Origin of the sequence: Saccharomonospora marina XMU15 (assembly GCF_000244955.1) — a bacterium.
In the GTDB taxonomy this organism is placed as follows: domain Bacteria; phylum Actinomycetota; class Actinomycetes; order Mycobacteriales; family Pseudonocardiaceae; genus Saccharomonospora_A; species Saccharomonospora_A marina.
The window spans coordinates 2,916,853-2,934,799 of the sequence record NZ_CM001439.1 but is presented as its reverse complement, the minus strand read 5'-3'; the positions used below and the strand labels follow the sequence as shown (position 1 = coordinate 2,934,799).

17 protein-coding genes and 1 pseudogene are annotated in these 17,947 nt (G+C 70.6%); 10 read left to right on the top strand and 8 right to left on the bottom strand.

The genetic code is table 11. The features are described from left to right. Positions 1-32 precede the first annotated feature (32 nt). Entirely contained in the window at positions 33-1,850 is a 1,818-nt protein-coding gene (gene arc / locus SACMADRAFT_RS13860; RefSeq protein ID WP_009154452.1) for a proteasome ATPase, read from the bottom strand. Positions 1,851-2,387: 537 nt separating this feature from the next. Here arc and SACMADRAFT_RS28545 point away from each other — a divergent pair. Continuing rightward, a complete protein-coding gene (locus SACMADRAFT_RS28545) occupies positions 2,388-2,876 on the top strand; it encodes a hypothetical protein (protein ID WP_009154451.1) in 489 nt (162 codons plus the stop codon). A 52-nt stretch (positions 2,877-2,928) separates the two neighbouring features. Here the strand turns inward: SACMADRAFT_RS28545 and SACMADRAFT_RS13850 are convergent, their stop codons facing one another. Beyond that, a complete protein-coding gene (locus SACMADRAFT_RS13850) occupies positions 2,929-3,750 on the bottom strand; it encodes a tRNA (adenine-N1)-methyltransferase (protein WP_009154450.1) in 822 nt (273 codons plus the stop codon). A 62-nt stretch (positions 3,751-3,812) separates the two neighbouring features. Continuing rightward, positions 3,813-4,973: a site-2 protease family protein gene (locus SACMADRAFT_RS13845; RefSeq protein WP_009154449.1), complete on the bottom strand. Its 1,161-nt coding sequence runs from the start codon at positions 4,971-4,973 to the stop codon at positions 3,813-3,815. A 108-nt stretch (positions 4,974-5,081) separates the two neighbouring features. On the opposite strand from SACMADRAFT_RS13845, the gene SACMADRAFT_RS13840 reads away from it, so the two are divergent. The 3 genes from SACMADRAFT_RS13840 (at position 5,082) to SACMADRAFT_RS13830 (ending at position 7,853) form a co-directional block, all read left to right on the top strand. Beyond that, on the top strand, positions 5,082-5,984 hold the full coding sequence (locus SACMADRAFT_RS13840; protein ID WP_009154448.1) for a RecB family exonuclease: 903 nt from the start codon (positions 5,082-5,084) through the stop codon (positions 5,982-5,984). Between the two features lie 30 nt (positions 5,985-6,014). Continuing rightward, positions 6,015-6,812, top strand: a complete 798-nt coding sequence (locus SACMADRAFT_RS13835; protein WP_009154447.1) for a thioesterase family protein — start codon at positions 6,015-6,017, stop codon at positions 6,810-6,812. 111 nt (positions 6,813-6,923) lie between these two features. Then, on the top strand, positions 6,924-7,853 hold the full coding sequence (locus SACMADRAFT_RS13830) for a ParA family protein (protein WP_009154446.1): 930 nt from the start codon (positions 6,924-6,926) through the stop codon (positions 7,851-7,853). 25 nt (positions 7,854-7,878) lie between these two features. Here the strand turns inward: SACMADRAFT_RS13830 and hisG are convergent, their stop codons facing one another. Further along, the gene (hisG, locus tag SACMADRAFT_RS13825; RefSeq protein ID WP_009154445.1) at positions 7,879-8,724 is read right to left on the bottom strand and encodes an ATP phosphoribosyltransferase; all 846 of its coding nucleotides are present in this window, start codon (positions 8,722-8,724) and stop codon (positions 7,879-7,881) included. 47 nt (positions 8,725-8,771) lie between these two features. Next, a complete protein-coding gene (locus SACMADRAFT_RS13820) occupies positions 8,772-9,035 on the bottom strand; it encodes a phosphoribosyl-ATP diphosphatase (RefSeq protein ID WP_040925689.1) in 264 nt (87 codons plus the stop codon). A gap of 158 nt (positions 9,036-9,193) precedes the next feature. Here SACMADRAFT_RS13820 and SACMADRAFT_RS13815 point away from each other — a divergent pair, with 158 nt between their 5' ends. Further along, positions 9,194-9,997 carry a class I SAM-dependent DNA methyltransferase gene (locus SACMADRAFT_RS13815; protein ID WP_009154443.1) on the top strand — a complete coding sequence of 268 codons (804 nt, stop codon included), beginning with the start codon at positions 9,194-9,196 and terminating at the stop codon, positions 9,995-9,997. Here the strand turns inward: SACMADRAFT_RS13815 and SACMADRAFT_RS13810 are convergent, their stop codons facing one another. Further along, positions 9,998-10,645, bottom strand: a complete 648-nt coding sequence (locus SACMADRAFT_RS13810) for an HAD family hydrolase (RefSeq protein ID WP_050998369.1) — start codon at positions 10,643-10,645, stop codon at positions 9,998-10,000. 242 nt (positions 10,646-10,887) lie between these two features. On the opposite strand from SACMADRAFT_RS13810, the pseudogene SACMADRAFT_RS31430 reads away from it, so the two are divergent. The 4 genes and pseudogenes from SACMADRAFT_RS31430 to SACMADRAFT_RS13795 all read left to right on the top strand — a co-directional run. Then, positions 10,888-10,944, top strand: a pseudogene (locus tag SACMADRAFT_RS31430) (hypothetical protein); the annotation flags it as partial. 115 nt (positions 10,945-11,059) lie between these two features. After that, positions 11,060-11,458 (top strand): hypothetical protein, encoded by a 399-nt coding sequence (locus tag SACMADRAFT_RS30915; RefSeq protein ID WP_050998111.1) that lies wholly within the window; start codon positions 11,060-11,062, stop codon positions 11,456-11,458. 351 nt (positions 11,459-11,809) lie between these two features. Beyond that, positions 11,810-12,700 (top strand): PAC2 family protein, encoded by an 891-nt coding sequence (locus SACMADRAFT_RS13800; protein ID WP_009154441.1) that lies wholly within the window; start codon positions 11,810-11,812, stop codon positions 12,698-12,700. Continuing rightward, positions 12,697-13,917 carry an MFS transporter gene (locus SACMADRAFT_RS13795; RefSeq protein WP_009154440.1) on the top strand — a complete coding sequence of 407 codons (1,221 nt, stop codon included), beginning with the start codon at positions 12,697-12,699 and terminating at the stop codon, positions 13,915-13,917. Before SACMADRAFT_RS13800 ends, SACMADRAFT_RS13795 begins: the two co-directional genes overlap by 4 nt. Here SACMADRAFT_RS13795 and SACMADRAFT_RS13790 read toward each other — a convergent pair. Continuing rightward, entirely contained in the window at positions 13,857-14,681 is an 825-nt protein-coding gene (locus tag SACMADRAFT_RS13790) for a metallophosphoesterase family protein (protein ID WP_040926401.1), read from the bottom strand. The genes SACMADRAFT_RS13795 and SACMADRAFT_RS13790 overlap by 61 nt on opposite strands. 272 nt (positions 14,682-14,953) lie before the next feature. Between SACMADRAFT_RS13790 and SACMADRAFT_RS13785 the strand changes: the two genes are divergently transcribed. Continuing rightward, on the top strand, positions 14,954-16,525 hold the full coding sequence (locus tag SACMADRAFT_RS13785; RefSeq protein ID WP_009154438.1) for an ABC-F family ATP-binding cassette domain-containing protein: 1,572 nt from the start codon (positions 14,954-14,956) through the stop codon (positions 16,523-16,525). Between the two features lie 80 nt (positions 16,526-16,605). Here SACMADRAFT_RS13785 and mshC read toward each other — a convergent pair whose 3' ends face one another. Further along, positions 16,606-17,844: a cysteine--1-D-myo-inosityl 2-amino-2-deoxy-alpha-D-glucopyranoside ligase gene (mshC, locus tag SACMADRAFT_RS13780; protein ID WP_009154437.1), complete on the bottom strand. Its 1,239-nt coding sequence runs from the start codon at positions 17,842-17,844 to the stop codon at positions 16,606-16,608. Between the last annotated feature and the right edge of the window lie 103 nt (positions 17,845-17,947).

Genomic DNA, 17,947 nt, shown 5'->3' with positions numbered 1-17,947 from the left:
GCGCAGTACTGTGCCGAGGGATTAGCGCGATGTCACAGGTACTGCCCGGTGTTGGTCGCGGTGTCGATGACCCTGCCGGACTCCTGGTTCTTGCCGGTGACCAGCGTGCGGATGTAGACGATCCGCTCGCCCTTCTTGCCCGAGATCCGTGCCCAGTCGTCGGGGTTGGTGGTGTTGGGCAGGTCCTCGTTCTCAGCGAACTCGTCCACGATCGCGTCGAGCAGGTGCTGCACACGCAACCCCGGCTGCTGGGTCTCCAGCACCGACTTGATGGCCGACTTCTTCGCCCGGTCCACGATGTTCTGGATCATCGCACCGGAGTTGAAGTCGCGGAAGTAGAGCACTTCCTTGTCCCCGTTGGCGTAGGTGACCTCGAGGAAGCGGTTCTCGTCGGTCTCCTCGTACATCCGCTCCACGGTGTGCTGGATCATCGCGTCGATCGTGGCCTGCCGGTCGCCGCCGAACTCCAGCAGGTCGTCGGAGTGGATCGGCAGATCGGCGGTCAGGTACTTCGAGAAGATGTCCTTCGCGCCCTCCGCGTCCGGCCGCTCGATCTTGATCTTCACGTCCAGCCTGCCTGGCCGCAGGATGGCCGGGTCGATCATGTCCTCGCGGTTGGAGGCGCCGATCACGATGACGTTCTCCAGCCCCTCCACACCGTCGATCTCCGAAAGCAGCTGCGGAACGATCGTGGTCTCCACGTCGGAGGACACGCCGCTGCCACGGGTACGGAAGATCGACTCCATCTCGTCGAAGAACACGATCACCGGAGTGCCTTCGGACGCCTTCTCCCTCGCCCGCTGGAAGATCATGCGGATGTGCCGCTCGGTCTCCCCCACGAACTTGTTCAGCAGTTCGGGGCCCTTGATGTTGAGGAAGTACGACTTGGCATCCGCCGCCGTGCCGTCACCGCGCGCCTCGGCCACCTGCTTGGCAAGCGAGTTGGCCACCGCCTTGGCGATGAGGGTCTTTCCGCATCCGGGAGGACCGTACAACAGCACGCCCTTCGGCGGCCGCAACTGGTACTCCAGATACAGGTCGGAGTGCAGGAACGGCAACTCGACGGCGTCGCGGATCTGCTCGATCTGCCGGTAGAGCCCGCCGATGTCCTCGTAACGGACGTCGGGAACCTCCTCGAGGACCAGGTCCTCCACCTCGGCCTTGGGCACCCGCTCGTACGCGTAGCCCGCCTTGGAATCCACCAGCAGCGAGTCGCCGGGCTTGAGTGTCTGGTCGGCCAGCGGGTCCGACAGCCACACCACCCGCTCCTCGTCCGCATGGCCGACGACGAGCGCCCGCGCGCTGCCCCCGTCGGTTTCCGGTAGCAGCACCTCACGCAGCGCGCAGACCTCCCCGGTGCTTTCGAATCCGCCGCTCTCCACCACGGTCAGGGCCTCGTTGAGGCGCACACTCTGGCCCCTGCGCAGCGTCTCCACCTCGACCGCGGGCGAAACCGACACCCGCATCTTCCTGCCCGCGGTGAAGACGTCCACCGTGCCGTCTTCGTACGCGGCCACGAAAACTCCGTAGCCGCTCGGAGGTTGCGCGAGCCGGTCGACCTCCTCACGCAGAGCCAACAGCTGGCTGCGTGCCTCACGCAGCGTCTCCACCAGCTTGTTGTTGCGCTCCGTCAGCTGGCTCACCCGTTCGGTCGCCTCGGCGAGCCGCTGCTCGAGCACCCGATTCTGCCGCGGCGAATCCGTGAGCTTGCGACGCAGGAGAGCGACCTCCTCCTCAAGGAAGCGAATCTGCCGTGCCTGCTCGCTCGATGGCGTTCCCGCGGTCGTGGCTCCGCTCGTCTCTGAAGAGTCGGCCTCGTCGTGCCGACCTCCGGGAAGGTCGTGTTGCATTTCGGCACCTCCTCGGAATGCATTTGCTTCCACGGTACCGGCGATCACCGACATGAAAAGCCCTATCCGCGTTACAGGATCGGCGCGTCGCTCGGTCGCCGCGGAGTACCCGGTAACCGATGAGCCGACTCCAGGGCCGAATTTCGGCTTGCCACGGCGGACAAAACGGTCAGCTCGCAGGGTAAGGGAAACCGGCCCGGGCGCCGCCGCTACGATCGCAGCGATCGGTGCGGGCCGTGAGATTCCCGCAGGTTGAGACAGCACTAGGGGGCAACCGTGACGTATCCGCCGCAACCTCCGGGATGGCAGCCGCAACACCGACCACAAAACGGCTGGGGGCAACAGCCTGGTGGACAGCCGCCACCCGGCGGAGCCGGACCTGGTGGCACACAACAATTCGGCCAATTCGGCCCACCCGGCCCACCCGGCGGGCATGGCCCCTCCGGCGGCCCCGGAGCTCCACAGCCGCCCGGTTTTCCTCCCGGCCCCGGCCAACCACCCCCGCCGAAGAAGCGCACCGGCCTGATCGTCGGCCTTGTGATCGCCGGAATCGCCCTCGTCGGCGGAGCCGTCGCACTCGTGCTGCTGCTGGGCGACGACGAGCAGCAGGCGGGTGGGCCAACTCCGGTGGCGACCGGCTCCCCCGCCTCGGGCACGCCCACCGGGCAGCCGGACACGTCGACATCCGAGCCGACCTCCGAGTCGCCGAGCACCACAGGGCCCACCGACGACGGCCAGGAGCCCGCACCGGGCGGGCAGCCGTCCAACCAACTGCTCGCCGAGTCACTGATCAGCGCGATCAACGACCACGACGGCACCTCGATGGTCGACATGGTGTGCCGCACCATCAGCGGTGTGGACGAACCCAACTTCCGCGACGACACCTCCGCCGAACTCGTCGAGGCACGCGACGACGGCGAGAGCGGCTCGATCGACTTCACCGTCACCGAGGGCGGTCGCAGCGAGGACGTCTCGTTCAAGACGAGGACCGAGGGCGGCATGTGGTGTCTGGCGGGGCCCAGCTGAGCAGGCACGCCCCGGCAGGGCCGGACTCGGTCGAGTCCGGCCCTGCCGGCGATCAGCCCCTGCTCGGCCTGCGCTGCCTGCGGGGCGGGGCGACACCCTCGGCCAGTCTGCGGGTGGTGAGCAGGAAAGCCGTGTGCGCCACCATGCGGTGGTCCGGCCGCACCGCGAGACCCACCACGTGCCACGGCCGCTGCAGCGTCTCCCACGACTGCGGCTCGGTCCAGCAGCGCTGTTCCCGCAGCGCCTCCGTGACCGTCGACAGCTGCGTCACCGTCGCCACGTAGACCACCAGCACCCCGCCCGGCACCAGGCTCGCCGCGACTCCCGGCAGCACCTCCCACGGGGACAGCATGTCCAGCACCACCCTGTCGACCTCACCCTCGTGCGCGGCGACGTCGCCGACGTGGAACGTCCAGTTCGCGGGCCGCTCACCGAAGAACCGTTCGACGTTGCGTTCGGCGTGCTCGGCGTGATCGGCACGCAACTCGTAGGACGTGACGGTCCCTTCGCTTCCCACCGCCCGCAACAGCGAGCAGGTCAGCGCACCCGAGCCCGCCCCCGCCTCCAACACCCTGGCACCGGGGAAGACGTCGCCCCACATCAGGATCTGCGCGGCGTCCTTGGGGTAGATGACCTGCGCGCCACGGGGCATCGACAGCACGTAGTCCGGCAGCAGCGGCCGCAGCGCCAGGTAGCTCGTGCCGCCGCCGGACGTGACGACCGATCCCTCCGGTCGACCGATCAGGTCGTCGTGGGCCAGCACGCCACGGTGCGTGTGGTACTGCGCTCCCTGCTCCAGCACGATGGTGTAGTGCCGTCCCTTCGGATCGGTCAACTGCACGCGATCACCTTCACGAAACGGCCCTGCTGACACCGCACCTCCACGTCCGCGACACGAATCAACGGTCGATCGTGGCAGACCGCCCCCACCCCGGTTCAGGCGGTGTACCCGACCTGATGAGACAGCGCCGCACGCAGGTCGTCGCGGTGCAGCACCCCCGCGGGTTTGCCGTCGGTGTCCACCACGAGGAACTGCCAGGTGGGCACCTCACGCACGTGTTCGGCGATGTCGGCGCAGGGCTCGGACAGCAGCAACACCGTCTCCGGCCGAATCGGCTCGGCCGCCTGCTCGGCTGGTGACTGCGGTGAGCAGGCAGCCAACCGCTGCGCGGCGGCCTCGTCGAGCAACCCGGCGGCGACCCCGTCGGCGCGCACCAGCACCACTCCCCTGCCCGCCGAGGCGGTCAGCGCCGCGGCGACCGGGCTTTCCGCGGGCAGTTGCAGCACCGGCCGCATCACGTCGGTCAGCCGAAGCCCGTCCGGCCACTCACGCCGGTCCTCCGACGCGAACTCACCGGTGGCGCCGGTGGCCACGAACCACGCCGTCACGACACAGACCCCGAGCCGCAGCCACCTGTCCTCGCTGCCGACAGCCAGCCCCCACAACGCCCAGACCAGCAGCGCCACAGCCACCAGACCGCCGCCGGCCACCGCGACCCTGGTTCCGGTCGCCCTCGTACCGCTGAGCGCCCAGACCCCCGCCCGCAGCAGCCTCCCGCCGTCCAGCGGCAGCCCCGGCAGCAGGTTGAACAGCCCTACCGCGAGGTTGGCCACAGCGCACTGGGCCACCAGCAGCCAGGTCGAACCGTCCGGCGGCAGGGCGAGCAGCAGCGAGCCGCAGAACACCGCCAGCAGCACCGACACCACGGGGCCCGCGATGGCCACGAGCCCTTCCTGACCGGGCCGCCGCGGCGAGCGCGCCACCTCGGACAGACCTCCCAGCAGGAACAGCCGCAGCCTGCGCACCGGCAGGCCCAGCCGCAGCGCCACCAGGCAGTGCCCCAGTTCGTGGGCCAGCACCGAAAGTCCGAGCAGCAGGGCGAACGCGGCGGCCAGCGCCCACGACGTGGCCGCGTCGGCCTCCGGCAGCAGCCGCGACACCAGCGGTGCGTACAGCACGACGACGATCAGCGAGCCGATCCACCACGACGGGGCCAGCAGCACCGGGACACCACCGACACGAAAGAGCAGCAGGCCGCCTTCAGCGGCGACGGGACGCCGCCGCCCGGCCTTGCCGACCTCGCTCCTCGCGTCCACCAGGAGAGGGTAGAACGTCCGGCGTTGGGCGCTCGTTACGTCCCGTGGTCGAGCGCGTCCACGCCGGGTCACCACGTGCTGTCGTACCGTGCCGCTACGCTCCCGGGCATGGCAGAGGGCGCGATCGACACCACGACCACGAGCACCGCCACCGCGTCGCCGCGGGATGGGCTACGACGGCCTGCGCTTTCGCCGTCCAGGGCGAGCGACTTCAAGCAGTGTCCGCTGCTGTACCGCTTCCGTGCCGTGGATCGGTTGCCGGAGGTGCCGACCAAGGCCCAGGTGCGGGGGACGCTGGTGCATTCGGTGCTGGAACAGCTGTTCGCGCTGCCCCGCCAGGAGCGGGTTCCCCACCGGGCGCGGGAACTGCTCGCACCCACCTGGGAACGGCTCTCGACCGAATGCCCGGAATGGACGGAGTTGTTCGCGCAGGACTCCTCGGCGGCGGTACGCGACTGGCTCGACTCCGCCGCCCGGCTCGTCGACGCGTACTTCGAGCTGGAGGATCCCCGCAGGCTGGACCCGCAGGCGTGCGAGCTGCACGTGGAGACCGAACTGCGTTCCGGCGTGCTGCTGCGCGGCTACATCGACCGGCTGGACGTCGCCCCCACCGGCGAGATCCGGGTGGTGGACTACAAGACCGGCGCTGCCCCCAGGCAGATCGGCGAAGCCAAGGCGATGTTTCAGATGAAGTTCTACGCGGTCGTGCTCTGGCGGCTGCGCGGGGTGGTGCCCAGCCAGCTCAAGCTCATGTATCTCACCGACGGGCAGGCACTGGCCTACACCCCCGACGAGCCGGAGCTGCTGCGTTTCGAACGCACGCTGGAGGCGATCTGGGAGGCGATCCTGCGGGCGGGCAGGACGGGCGACTTCCGGCCGAGCACGAGCAAACTCTGCGACTGGTGCTCTCACCAGGCCCTGTGTCCCTCCTTCGGCGGGACGCCGCCAGAATATCCGGGTTGGCCCGAGCCCGACCCCGGAGAGGAGTCGGTGCTCGACCGGGCCGACTGACCTGTTCGGCGCAGGGTGAAGGAGACCATCGTGGCCGAGGCGTTCTACCTGCCGCTCGGGCAGGACCGGTTCCAACCCACCGAACACACCAGCGGGCCGTGGACGCCGCAGGCGCAGCACTTCGGCCCGCCTTCGGCGCTGCTGGTGCGCGCGCTGGAAGCGATTCCCAGCGAGCGGGAGACCCAGCTGGGCAGGGTCACCATCGAGATTCTGGGCCCAGCGCCGCTGCGGGAGCTGACCGTCACAGCCAGGCTGGAGCGCCCGGGCCGGTCGGTCGAGCTGCTCAGCGCCGAGTTGCTCGCGGGTTCACGCGCTGTCGCCAGGGCCTCGGCCTGGCGGTTGAGCAGCAACGACACCGGTGCCGTCGCGGCGGGTGCCGCGGCGCCGCTGCCCGCGGTCGCCGACTGCGGGCAGGCTCGGTGGCCATCGGACTGGCTCGGCGGCTACCTGCACGCCATGGAATGGCGAACGGCCAGGGGCGACCTGTGCGACCCGGGCCCCGCGGCGGTATGGGCGCGGCAGCGCGTTCCGCTCGTCGACGGGGAGAAGCCCAGCGCGCTGCAGCGGCTGTTCACCGTCGCCGACTCCGCGAACGGCGTGTCCAACCGGCTCGACCCGAGCCAGTGGTGGTTCATCAACCCCGAGTTGACCGTCCACATCCTGCGCGAGCCCATCGGTGAGTGGATCGGGCTCGACGCCGCCACCGTGATCGGGCCCGCCGGGGTGGGCACGGCCACGAGCACGCTGCACGACGAGGGCGGGCAGGTCGCGACCGGCTCGCAGGCGTTACTCGTTCGCAGGCGGGAATCCGCTGCTCAGCGACCGTGATCGAGAACCGGTACGAAACCGACGCCGAACACTCCAGGGTCCACGCCACCCGTTCCGGTGACTGATCCACTACCCTGCTCGCAAACCACGAGACCCGGGAGCTGGCGCACAGTGCAGATCACCTCGGTGGTCAACCAGAAAGGCGGAGTCGGCAAGACGGCGCTCAGCGTCGGCGCCGCCGCCGCCCTCGCCGAGCGAGGTCGCAGGGTGCTACTCGTCGACCTGGACCCGCAGGGTCACGCGACCACCGAACTGCTCGGCCTGCCCGAGCCACCGCCGGAAGCGCCGAGCCTGGCCAAGGCACTGACGAAACTGTGGCGGGGCCCGATCGAGGAACTCGTGGTGCCCCACCCCCGCAGCAACATCGGCAGGGGCGGCGCCTTCGACGTGATCCCGACGTCACCGGGCATGTTCGACCTGATCCGCAGGCTCGACCAGTTCCGGGTCCCCGGCTGGCAGCTGGCCAGGGTGATCCAGTTCGCCAACTACGATCACGTCATCATCGACTGCCCGCCCGCGATGGACGTGCTGACCAACAACGCGCTGGTGGCCACGCACGGAATCCTCGTGCCCGTGCAGCCCGACCGAACCAGCATCAGGGCGCTGCGGCTGATGCGGGAGCAGATCAACTACCTGGAGGCGGCCGCGCGGCGGCCGCCGATCATCTACCACGGCCTGGTCCCCGGGCTGTACCGCCGCCCCATCTCCGCCTACGCGGTGGCCGCGCTGGAGGAGTTGCGCACCTTCGGCATCCCGATGCTGGCACACGTGCCGCTCAGCGTGGTGGTCAACGAGGCGGCGGCCAAGGGAGTGCCCGTCACGACGTTCGCCCCCGAGACGATCCAGGCGGCGGCCTATCGCGATATCGCCCAGGTGCTGGAAGCGGCTGCCGTGCGGCACCGGCCGGTGGCGCCGACCGCCGACCAGGAGTTCCTGTTCGAGGACTTCATCGCCGACCTCGCGCAGACGCGTGCCGCCAACGACAGCGGCGGGCGCCGAGGGCTCTACGACCTGATGCCCAAGCGGCCGCGGCCACGCTGACCCCGCAACCGCCCGCTTCCCGGCCTCACAGCCTGCAGGAACGGATGTCGGAGGCCAGGATCGCGCGGGCACCGGCGGCGGCGAGCTCGTCCATGATCGAGTTCACCTGCTTGCGCGGCACCATGGCGCGCACCGCGACCCAGTCGGCGTGCGCCAGCGGTGCCACCGTGGGCGACTCCAGTCCCGGTGTGATCGCGATCGCCCGCTCAAGCAGCGTCCGGGGGCAGTCGTAGTCCAGCATCATGTACTGCTGCGCGAACACCACGCCGCGCAGCCGGGCCGCGAGCTGCACGATGGGTTTGGAGTCCCCGTTGCCCGCCCTGTGCACCAGAACCGCCTCGGACACACAGATCGGGTCGCCGAAGGGCACCAGGTTGTGCTGGCGCAGTGTCCTGCCGGAACCGACCACGTCGGCGATCGCGTCGGCGACGCCCAACTGCACCGAGATCTCGACGGCACCGTCCAGCCGGATCACCTCCGCCTCCACACCGTGGCGAGCCAGGTCGTCGCGCACCAGCCTGGGGTAGGAGGTGGCGAGGCGCTTGCCGTGCAGGTCGGTGACCGTCCAGTCGCGCCCCTGTGGGGCCGCGTAGCGAAACGTCGAGCCGCCGAAGCCCAACTGCACGGTCTCCTCCACCGGCGCGCCGGAGTCGAGCGCGAGGTCGCGGCCGGTGATGCCGAGGTCGAGTTCGCCCGAACCCACGTAGATCGGGATGTCCTTGGGGCGAAGGAAGAAGAACTCGACCTCGTTCACGGGGTCGAGGACGGTGAGGTCGCGCTGCTCGTGTCGCTGCCGGTACCCGGCCTCGGCCAGCATCTCCGATGCCTGTCCCGCCAGTGAGCCCTTGTTCGGCACCGCCACGCGCAGCATTGCTCGTTCTCTCCTTCTCGGTTCGGTGACCGCTACCTGTGCACTGCTCACAGGTAGCGGTAGACGTCTTCGAGGGAAACGCCTCGTCCCAGCATGAGCACCTGTACCCGGTAGAGCAGTTGGGAGATCTCCTCGGCCAGCCGCTCGTCGGACTCGTGCTCGGCCGCGATCCAGACCTCACCCGCCTCCTCCAGCACCTTCTTGCCCTGTGCGTGCACACCGGCATCCAGCGCGGCCACCGTCCCCGAGCCTTCGGGTCGGGTGCGGGCGCGCTCGGCCAGTTCGGCGTACAGCTCGTCGAAGGTCTTCACGTCTTCGAATACTTCCATCCACCGCTCACGCGCCGGTCGCCGGGCCACCGGGTGCCGCGACCGCACCTGGCGTCACTCGGCAGTGTTGACGCGCCACGGGGAATGCACTTGGCTGAAACGCGCGCGCAGGCTCCCTTCCGGAACGGAAAGGTTGTGATATGAGCGACAGGAGACCCTCCCCGGAAAAGGCGGCGAAGGAAACGAACCGGACCCAGCACGACATCAGACTCCCCCAGCATCCCGAACAGGTCGATCAGGACAGCGAGTACTGCTCGGTACTGCTCGACGGCACATGGCAGGACATCCGATTCCACGACTACGGCCGAATCTTCGCCATTCCCGGTCTCTACGAACAACTCTTTCACGACATTCTCGACTGCCGTTCACCCGATGTCGTCGCGAAGCTGCTCAAAGAGGAATTGCAGCGCGACAACGTCAGCGCGGCCTCGCTTCGGGTACTCGATCTGGGCGCGGGCAACGGACTCGTCGGTGAACAGTTGCGAACGGTGGGTGTCGGCCACTTGGCGGGCATCGACATCCTGCCGCAGGCGCGGGACGCAGCGTTGCGGGACCGGCCGGAGGTCTACGACGCCTACCACGTGCTCGACATGACGACGCTGTCCGAAGCGGACAGCCTGCTGCTCGAGCGGCACAGCTTCAACACGCTGACCTGCGTGGCCGCGCTCGGCTACGGTGACATCCCGCCCTCGGCATTTCGCGCCGCCTACAACCTCGTCAGCGACGGCGGCTGGGTCGCGTTCACCATCAAGGACCGGTTCCTGTCCGACTCCGACACCTCGGGGTTCGCCACGCTCATCGATTCGTGCAGGCGGGCAGGTCTGCTCAACGTGCGCGCCCGCGAGCGCTACCGGCACCGGTTGGACATCAGCGGCCGGCCACTGCACTACTTCGCGGTCGTCGGCACCAAGCAGGGCGACATCCCCGCCGACATGCTGCCCTGATCAGCAGCCGCGGCCATCGAGTGCCAGCGCGCTGATGGTGGCGGCGTCCACTCCGACCAGCGAGGTTCGGAAGGTGCGCCGCCGCCCCGGCTCCACCCGGACATCGCAGGGCACCACGAGCACCGTGCAGCCTGCCGAGGCCGCCGACTCCGCGCCGACCGGGGAGTCCTCGACGGCGACGCAGTGGGCCGGGTCGGCGCCCAGCAGTCGGGCGGCCCTTCGGTACGGCTCGGGGTGCGGCTTGTTCAGCCCGTCAACTTCGTCACCGCACACGGTGGCGTCGAAGAAGCGTCTGCCGATGGTGTCCAGCGCCAGTTCGGTCAGCGAGCGCTCGGTGGAGGTCACCAGGGCGCACGGGATTCCGGCCTGGCTCACCGATTCCAGCGCGTCGCGTGCACCTGGCCGCCAGGGCAGTTCGTCGGCGAACAGGTTCCTCGTGCGGCCACGGATCCATTCGCTGACCTCCGTGACGGCGTCCTCGCTCGGCTCGCGATTCGCCAGCGTCAGCAGGTATCGCGAGGTGGCGGTCAGGTTCGACCCGACGAGGGTGGCCCGCCGGCTCGCCGACAGGCTGCCGCCGAGCCAGTCGGCCGCCTCGTAGAGCGCGACGTCCCACAGCTTCTCGGAGTCGACGAGCGTGCCGTCCATGTCCCACAGCACGGCCGCAGGCAGCCGCACCTCCCCTGCTGTGTGCTGACCTGCGGGTTCACCAGAGAACGCGGTACTCAGGATGCCCTCCGAAGCTCACCGTGCGACGACCCGTGCGACAACTCACCCTAGAGCCACGGTGCGCGGCACCCGCCGCCACGGCGACGCGGACGTGGGCGGCGGCCGCGTTCCCGTGCTTGCGGCCGGGCTCGTCGAACGCTCCTTCGGTGCGGGGAGCGCAGATGACAGCGCCCGCCGTCTTCGAGCGGCAGGGGTACGCCGCGACCACGATGAAGGCGATCGCGGCCGAGGCCGGGATGGCCGTGCAGAGCGTCTACCTTCGCCAGCAAGCGCGCACTCCTTGCCGAGCTGCTCGACCGGGAGATCGCGGGCGACACCGAGCCGGTCGCCACCATGGACCGGCCGTGGTTTCGCGAGGCGCTCGCCGCCGACGCTCCCGAACAGGTCCGGCGGCAGGTGGCCGGCACGGGGGAGATCCTGCGCCGGGTCGCCGGCTGCTCGACGTGGTCCGCTCCGCCGCCGCGACCGACCCCGAACTGGTCGAGCTGTGGCGGACCAACGTGGCGCAGCGGGCACGCCGTCCGGCTGCGACTGGCCGAGGCGCTGGCCGAGAAGGCAGCGCTGCGCCCGGACCTCACCCCCGCGCGTGCGGCCGACGTATGCCTGGCCACGCTGACCCCGGAGACTTACCTGCTCCTCGTCGACGACCGGGCCTGGAGCCACGAGCAGTGGGAGCACTGGGCCACGGACACGCTCACCCGCCAGCTGCTCACCCGACCGCCGAGCGCATGAGCGGGTCCACCGTGTCGGGCAGCGACTCGGTTCGCGAGCAGCTCGCACTGCCGAACCAGGTCGGTGGACCAGCAGCACCACGCGTCGAACGCGGATCACCAGTGGCGACGCCACGAGTTCGCCTGCCTGCTCGCGGCACAGCGTCACCGACCCTGTTCCCGCCGCCCGCGGCGGGCGGTCGGTCCACGTTGTCTCCCGGCCGTCGATGAGGACTCGTTGCGGTCAGCGTGCGGCAGCTCCGCGGGGTCTGCGGACCCGCTGCGCACGCCGAGACCGTAGCGGGATACGGCGACCGCGGCCGCGTGCCGCCTGCGGTCTCCGCGAGTACGCGCCGGGCCGTAGGCTGGGCATGTGAGCACGCCCTTCGACGAGACCGACGAGACGGCTCCCGAACCGCGGGAGCCCAAACCGGTGATGATCGTGGCGTTCGAGGGTTGGAACGACGCAGGCGACGCCGCGAGCACCGCCATCGAGCATCTCCAGCTGAACTGGGACGCCAAGCCACTCGCCGAACTCGACCCCGACGACTACTACGACTTCCAGGTGAGCAGGCCGACCGTGAAGCTGGTCGACGGCGTCACGCGCAGAGTGGAGTGGCCGACCACGAGGCTCGCGGTGTGCAGGCCGGAGGGGCTGGGGCGAGATCTCGTGCTGGTGCAGGGCCCTGAGCCGAACATGCGCTGGCGCGCTTTCTGCGCGGAACTGCTCGAGCACGTGGAACAGCTCGAGGTCTCGACCGTGGTGACGCTGGGCGCGCTGCTCGCCGACACGGCGCACACCAGGCCGGTTCCCGTCACCGGCACCGCCTACGACGCCGAGGCCGCGGCGAGGTTCGGCCTGGAACGCAGCCGCTACCAGGGCCCGACCGGCATCGTCGGGGTGTTGCAGGACGCCTGCGTGCAGGCCGGGGTGCCCGCGGTGTCGGTGTGGGCCGCGGTGCCGCACTACGTGTCCCACCCGCCGTCACCGAAGGCCACGCTGGCGCTGCTGCAGAAGCTCGAGGACGTGCTCGAGATCGAGATCCCGATGGGAGCGCTGCCCGAGCAGGCGCAGGAATGGCAGCAGACCGTCACCGAGATGGCCAACGAGGACGAGGAGATCAGCGAGTACGTGCGCACGCTCGAGGAGCGTGGCGACGCCGAGATCGTGGTCGACGAGGCCAGCGGCGACAAGATCGCCGCCGAGTTCGAACGCTACCTGCGCCGCCACCGCCCCGACGGGCCCGGCTCCTCGGGCCGCTGAACGGCGACACCGGCACCTCCCGGCTCGCCAGGGGTGCCCTGTACGTCGGTGCGCTGCTGGGCCCGTTCGGCGGCGGCATCGTCACCGCGATCCTGCCCGAGCTCGGCGCCAGCTTCCAGGTGTCGGCGTCGGCGGCGGCGACCTCGCTCACGGCCTATCTGGTCCCGCTCGCCGGGCTCATGCTCGTCTCCGGCACGCTCGGGGAGCGCTGGGGACCCGGCCGCACCATCCGGCTGGCCTACGTGGTGTACGCGCTGGCCGCCGCGGCCGCCGCCCTGGCGCCGTGGTTCTGGCTGTTCCAGCTCAGCAGGGGGCTTCAGGGCGCGGCGAACGCGTTCACGTTGCCGTTGCTGATGGCCAAGCTCGCCGCGAGCACGCAACCGCAGCAGCTGGGCAGGGCACTGGGCCTGTTCGGCTCGATGCAGGCGCTCGGGCAGACGTCGGCGCCGCTGGTGGGTGGGCTCGCCGCCGAGGTCTCGTGGCGGTGGGGTTTCGCCGGGATCGCGGCCACGGCGGTGGTGCTGGCCACCCTGACGTTGCCTCCCGATCCGCCGCTGGACCGGTCCCGGCCGCCCCGGTTGCGTGACGCCTGGACCCGCTCGATCGTGCTGCCCGGCCTACTGGCCCTGGTCGGCTGGGCGTGCCTTTCCGGCATCTCGTTCCTGGTCGCCTTCCGGCTGGAGGACACCTTCGAGCTCACCTCGGCGGTGCGCGGGCTGGTGCTCACCGGGTTCGGAGTCGCCGGTTTCCTCACCGCGAGGCTGGTGGGAAGCGCCGCCGACCGGTTCGGCGTCCGGGTCGCCGGGTTCACCGGGCTGGTCGCGGGGGCGGCGCTGGTGAGCGCGGCCGGGCTGGTGGGTACCGTGCCGGCTGTCGCGGCGAGCTGGGCGCTGGCCGGGGTCGCCGCGCAGCTCGTCATCGTCGCGGTGAACGTGTCGGTGGTGTCGGGACGCTCGCGCGGCCGAGGTGGGGCGATCTCAGCGGTACAGGCGCTGCGGTTCCTCGGCATGGCCGCCGCGCCCGCGCTGTTCACCGCCCCCTACCGGTTCGATCCCGTGCTCGGCTTCGTGGTGCCCGCCGCGCTGCTGGCGCTCGTGGCGCCCGCCGCGCTGGCGCTGCGCCGACCCAACGGTGGGCGGCGTGACGCCGGTGCCGGTCACAGCAACCGCCGCAAAGGCACCGCTCCCCCTGCGCGCCTGCGCCACTCGCGTGGGTAGCCGATCGACACCTCCTCGAACCGCACCCCGTGGAGAAGGGTGGTGCGCGGGATGTGTAGGTGCCCGTAGACGGCCACCTCGGCTCGAAACCGCACGTGCCAGTCGGCGGTCTCCTCGGTGCCGCACCACATGGCGAACTCGGGATGGCGCAGCGGTGCGGTCGGGTGCCGGTGCAGCGGCCAGTGTGACACCAGGATCGTGCCGTGGTCGGCGGGGATCTCGGCGAGCCGCTTCTCGGTGAGCCGCAACCTGCGCGCGCACCACTCCTGCCTGTCGCGGTAGGGCTGCGGGTGCAGGTAGTACTCGTCGGTGCACACCACTCCCGCCTCGCGGGCCTGCCGCAGTGCCTCCTCGACCGGCCTGCCGTGGGCGGAAGGGGTGCGCCAGCTGTAGTCGTAGAGCAGGAACAGCGGCGCCACCGTCAGCGGCCGGTGCGCGTGCCGCCACACCGGGAAGTCGTCCTCCGGGGTCAGCACGTCCACCGCTCGGCAGCGGCGCACCAGCTCGTCGTAGCGGGCCTCGCCGCGCGCCCGCACCGGGTCGGCGGGAGTGGTCCACAGCTCGTGGTTTCCGGGCACCCACACCACCTTCGCGAAGCGTTCCCGCAGTGTGGCGAGCGTGTCCACCACCACACCGACCCGCTCGGCGACGTCGCCCGCGACGATCAGCCAGTCGCTCGCCGTGGCGGGTCGGATCGCGTCGAGGTGGTGGGCGTTGCCTCGGTGGGTGACGTGCAGGTCACTGGTGGCGTACAGGTGCGGCACCACCCCACCGTATCGCCGCCGCCGACTGCGATCGGCCGAAAACGCGTTGGGCGGGCCGCGGCCCACCTGTAGGCTCGGGTGATCATGAAGAGCTGACACCGCGCCAGAACCCGCGTCCGAGGCATCGCGCCCGGCGGGTGGTCCGTACCGACGAACCGGCCGGTGATCATTTCGTGTCCGCTCATTCCTTTCCCGCTTCCCTTGTTAGCTCTGCTGTCTCTGCCCCGGTTTCGCTGCGTGCTCGCGAACTCGGCTACACCTACGGCGACCGGATGGTGCTCACCGGCGTCGACTTCACCGCCAGCGCGGGTCAGCGCGTCGGCCTGGTCGGCGAGAACGGAGCGGGCAAGACGACGCTGCTGCGGCTGCTGGCCGGGCGACTGCAACCGACGTCCGGCACCGTCGGCGGCGGCACCGTCGGCGGCGGCACCGTCGGCGGCGACGACATCGGATTGCTCACTCAGGAACTGCCGCTGCCACCGAGCGCGACGATCGCCGAGGTGATCGACGGCGCGCTGGCACACTTGCGCACGGTCGCACGGCGGCTGGACTGCCTCGGCGAACGGCTGGCCGGACACCCCGACGACCAGGACGCGCTCTCCGAGTACGGGCGAGTGCTGGAGTGGGCGCAGACCCACGAACTGTGGGACGCCGATCGGCGCGCCGCGCTGGTGTGCGCCGGTCTCGGCGTTGGCCACCTCGACAACGAGCGCACGCTCGGCACGCTGTCCGGTGGCCAGCGCTCCCGCCTGGCGCTCGCCGCGCTGCTGGTGCGCAGGCCGAGGACGCTGTTGCTGGACGAGCCGACCAACCACCTCGACGACGAGGCGATGGAGTTCCTGCAGCGCCACCTGGCCGGGCTCACCGGCATCGTGGTGCTCTCCTCGCACGACCGAGTCTTCCTCGACGCGGTGTGCACCCACATCGTGGACCTCGACCCCGCCCTCGGCGGCCTCACCCGCTATCGCGGCCGCTACAGCGACTACCTGCTGGCCAAGCGAGCCGAGCGGGCCCGCTGGGAGCAGCGCCACGCCGAGGAGCAGCGCGAGCTACGGCGGTTGCGGCACGCCGTGGCGGTGACCTCTCGCGACATCAACCACGACCGCCCGCCCCGCGACAACGCGAAACTGGCCTACGACTTCAAGACGGGGCGGGTGCAGCGGCAGATCTCCCGCCGGGTGCGTGACGCGCGGCGCAGGCTCGCCGAACTCGAACACACCCAGGTGAGCAAGCCGCCGCCCCCGTTGCGGTTCGCGGGCGCGCTGACCGCCGGGTCCGTGCCACCGCGGCTGCTGTCGGCACGCGGCGTCGAGGTGCCCGGCAGGCTGCGGCTGGACGAACTGGTCATCGAGGGCACCAGCCGGCTGCTCGTCACCGGCGGTAACGGCACGGGCAAGTCGACACTGCTCGCGGTGCTGGCGGGCAGGCTGCGGCCCGCGCGTGGCGAGGTGTGGCGGTCCGACGGCCTGCGCACCGCCCTGCTGGAACAGGACGTCACCTTCGCCGACCACACCCGCACCCCGCGGGAGCTCTACAGCCGCCGAGCCGGCCCTGACGCGCCCGCGTTGCCGGAACTCGGGCTGCTGTCGCCGCGAGACGTCGACCGGCCGCTGGGCGAGCTGTCCGTAGGGCAGCGGCGCAGGCTGGCGCTGGCGTTACTGCTCGCCGACCCGCCGCAGTTGCTGCTGCTCGACGAGCCGACCAACCACATCTCACCGACTCTGGCCGAGGAACTGACCGAGGCGCTGGGGAGCGCGCCGGGTGCGGTCGTGGTTGCCTCCCACGACCGCTGGCTGCGCCGCGGCTGGCAGGGCCGAGAGTTCGCCGTGGAAGGGCCGAAGTGATGCGCCTGACGTGCCCGACGAGGCGCCGCGGCGCGACGGCCCACCCTGCGCCTCACCCCAGGCCCCGAGGGTGACCCGGTTCAGAGCGACACACCCAGCAGCGAGTCCACCGCGTTCCTGATCAGCGAGCCCGCGTCCGGGTCGCCGCCGGTGCGGTCGAGCGCCTCGCGCACCCAGGCGTCCACCGCCGCCAGTGCCTTCGGCGTGTCCAGGTCGTCGGCGAGGTGGGCACGAAGCCGCGACACCGTGGCCTCCGCGTCGGGCCCCTTGGGCAGCGACACCGCTTCCCGCCACCGGCCGAGCCGTGCCTGCGCCCGCTCGAGCAGCCCGTCGGTCCATTGCCGGTCGCTGCGGTAGTGGCCGTCGAACAGCGCCAGCCGGATCGCCGAGGGCTCGACCCCACCCGCGCGCAGCCGCGACACGAGCACCAGGTTGCCCTTGGACTTCGACATCTTCTCGCCGTCCAACGCGATCATCCCGGCGTGCACGTAGTGCCGCGCGAACGGGTGCTCGTTCAGCAACGCCTCGGCGTGCGCGGCACTGTACTCGTGGTGCGGGAACGCCAGGTCCGAACCACCGCCCTGCACGTCGAAGCCGAAACCGAGTCGGTTCAGTGCGATCGCGCTGCACTCGATGTGCCAGCCGGGCCTGCCGGGTCCGAGTTCGGATTCCCAGCAGGGCTCCCCGGGGCGAGCCGCGCGCCACAGCAGCGCGTCGAGCGGGTCACGCTTGCCCGGCCGGTCGGGGTCGCCGCCGCGCTCACCGAAGAACGCGGCCATCATGGCGTCGTCGTAGTTGGACTGGTAGCCGAACCGGCCGGTGTAGGAGCGGTCGAAGTACACGTCCGGGTACTGCGGGTCGTCCACGCGGTAGGCCGCGCCCGACGCCAGCAGTTTGGCGATCACCTCGACGATCTCCGGGATGCTCTCGACGGCACCGATGAAGTCGCGCGGCGGCAGCACCCGCAGCGCCTCCATGTCCTCACGGAACAACGCCGTCTCCCGCATCCCGAGCACCACCCAGTCGTCGTGGTCCCGTTCGGCGCGCTCCAGCAGCGGATCGTCGATGTCGGTGACGTTTTGCACGTAGTGCACCTCGTGCCCGGCGTCGAGCCACTGCCGGTGGATGAGGTCGAAGGCCAGGTAGGTCGCCGCGTGCCCCATGTGCGTGGCGTCGTAGGGAGTGATGCCACAGACGTACATCTTCGCCAGCCGCCCGGGCGAGGTCGGCCGGAGCTGGCCGGTCGCCGTGTCGAACAGCCGCAGCGGGCGCGGGGTACCGGGGACACGGGGCACGGCGATGGAGGACCAGGTCTGCATGCCCTCAACCCTATGTGGCCCTGCCTGCAGTCCGGGTCGGGCCGTCCCGCCCGTTGGGAGAGCGTGGGTGGCCGATGTCGTGGCCGATGTCGTGGCCGATCTC

Coding starts and splice junctions, on each gene's coding strand:
- mshC (WP_009154437.1), bottom strand. CDS start 17,844: ATGCAGACCTGGTCCTCCATCGCCGTGCCCCGTGTCCCCGGTACCCCG.
- SACMADRAFT_RS13840 (WP_009154448.1), top strand. CDS start 5,082: ATGGCAGAGGGCGCGATCGACACCACGACCACGAGCACCGCCACCGCG.
- SACMADRAFT_RS13785 (WP_009154438.1), top strand. CDS start 14,954: ATGGTGCTCACCGGCGTCGACTTCACCGCCAGCGCGGGTCAGCGCGTC.
- arc (WP_009154452.1), bottom strand. CDS start 1,850: ATGCAACACGACCTTCCCGGAGGTCGGCACGACGAGGCCGACTCTTCA.
- SACMADRAFT_RS13810 (WP_050998369.1), bottom strand. CDS start 10,645: ATGGACGGCACGCTCGTCGACTCCGAGAAGCTGTGGGACGTCGCGCTC.
- SACMADRAFT_RS30915 (WP_050998111.1), top strand. CDS start 11,060: ATGGACCGGCCGTGGTTTCGCGAGGCGCTCGCCGCCGACGCTCCCGAA.
- hisG (WP_009154445.1), bottom strand. CDS start 8,724: ATGCTGCGCGTGGCGGTGCCGAACAAGGGCTCACTGGCGGGACAGGCA.
- SACMADRAFT_RS13815 (WP_009154443.1), top strand. CDS start 9,194: ATGAGCGACAGGAGACCCTCCCCGGAAAAGGCGGCGAAGGAAACGAAC.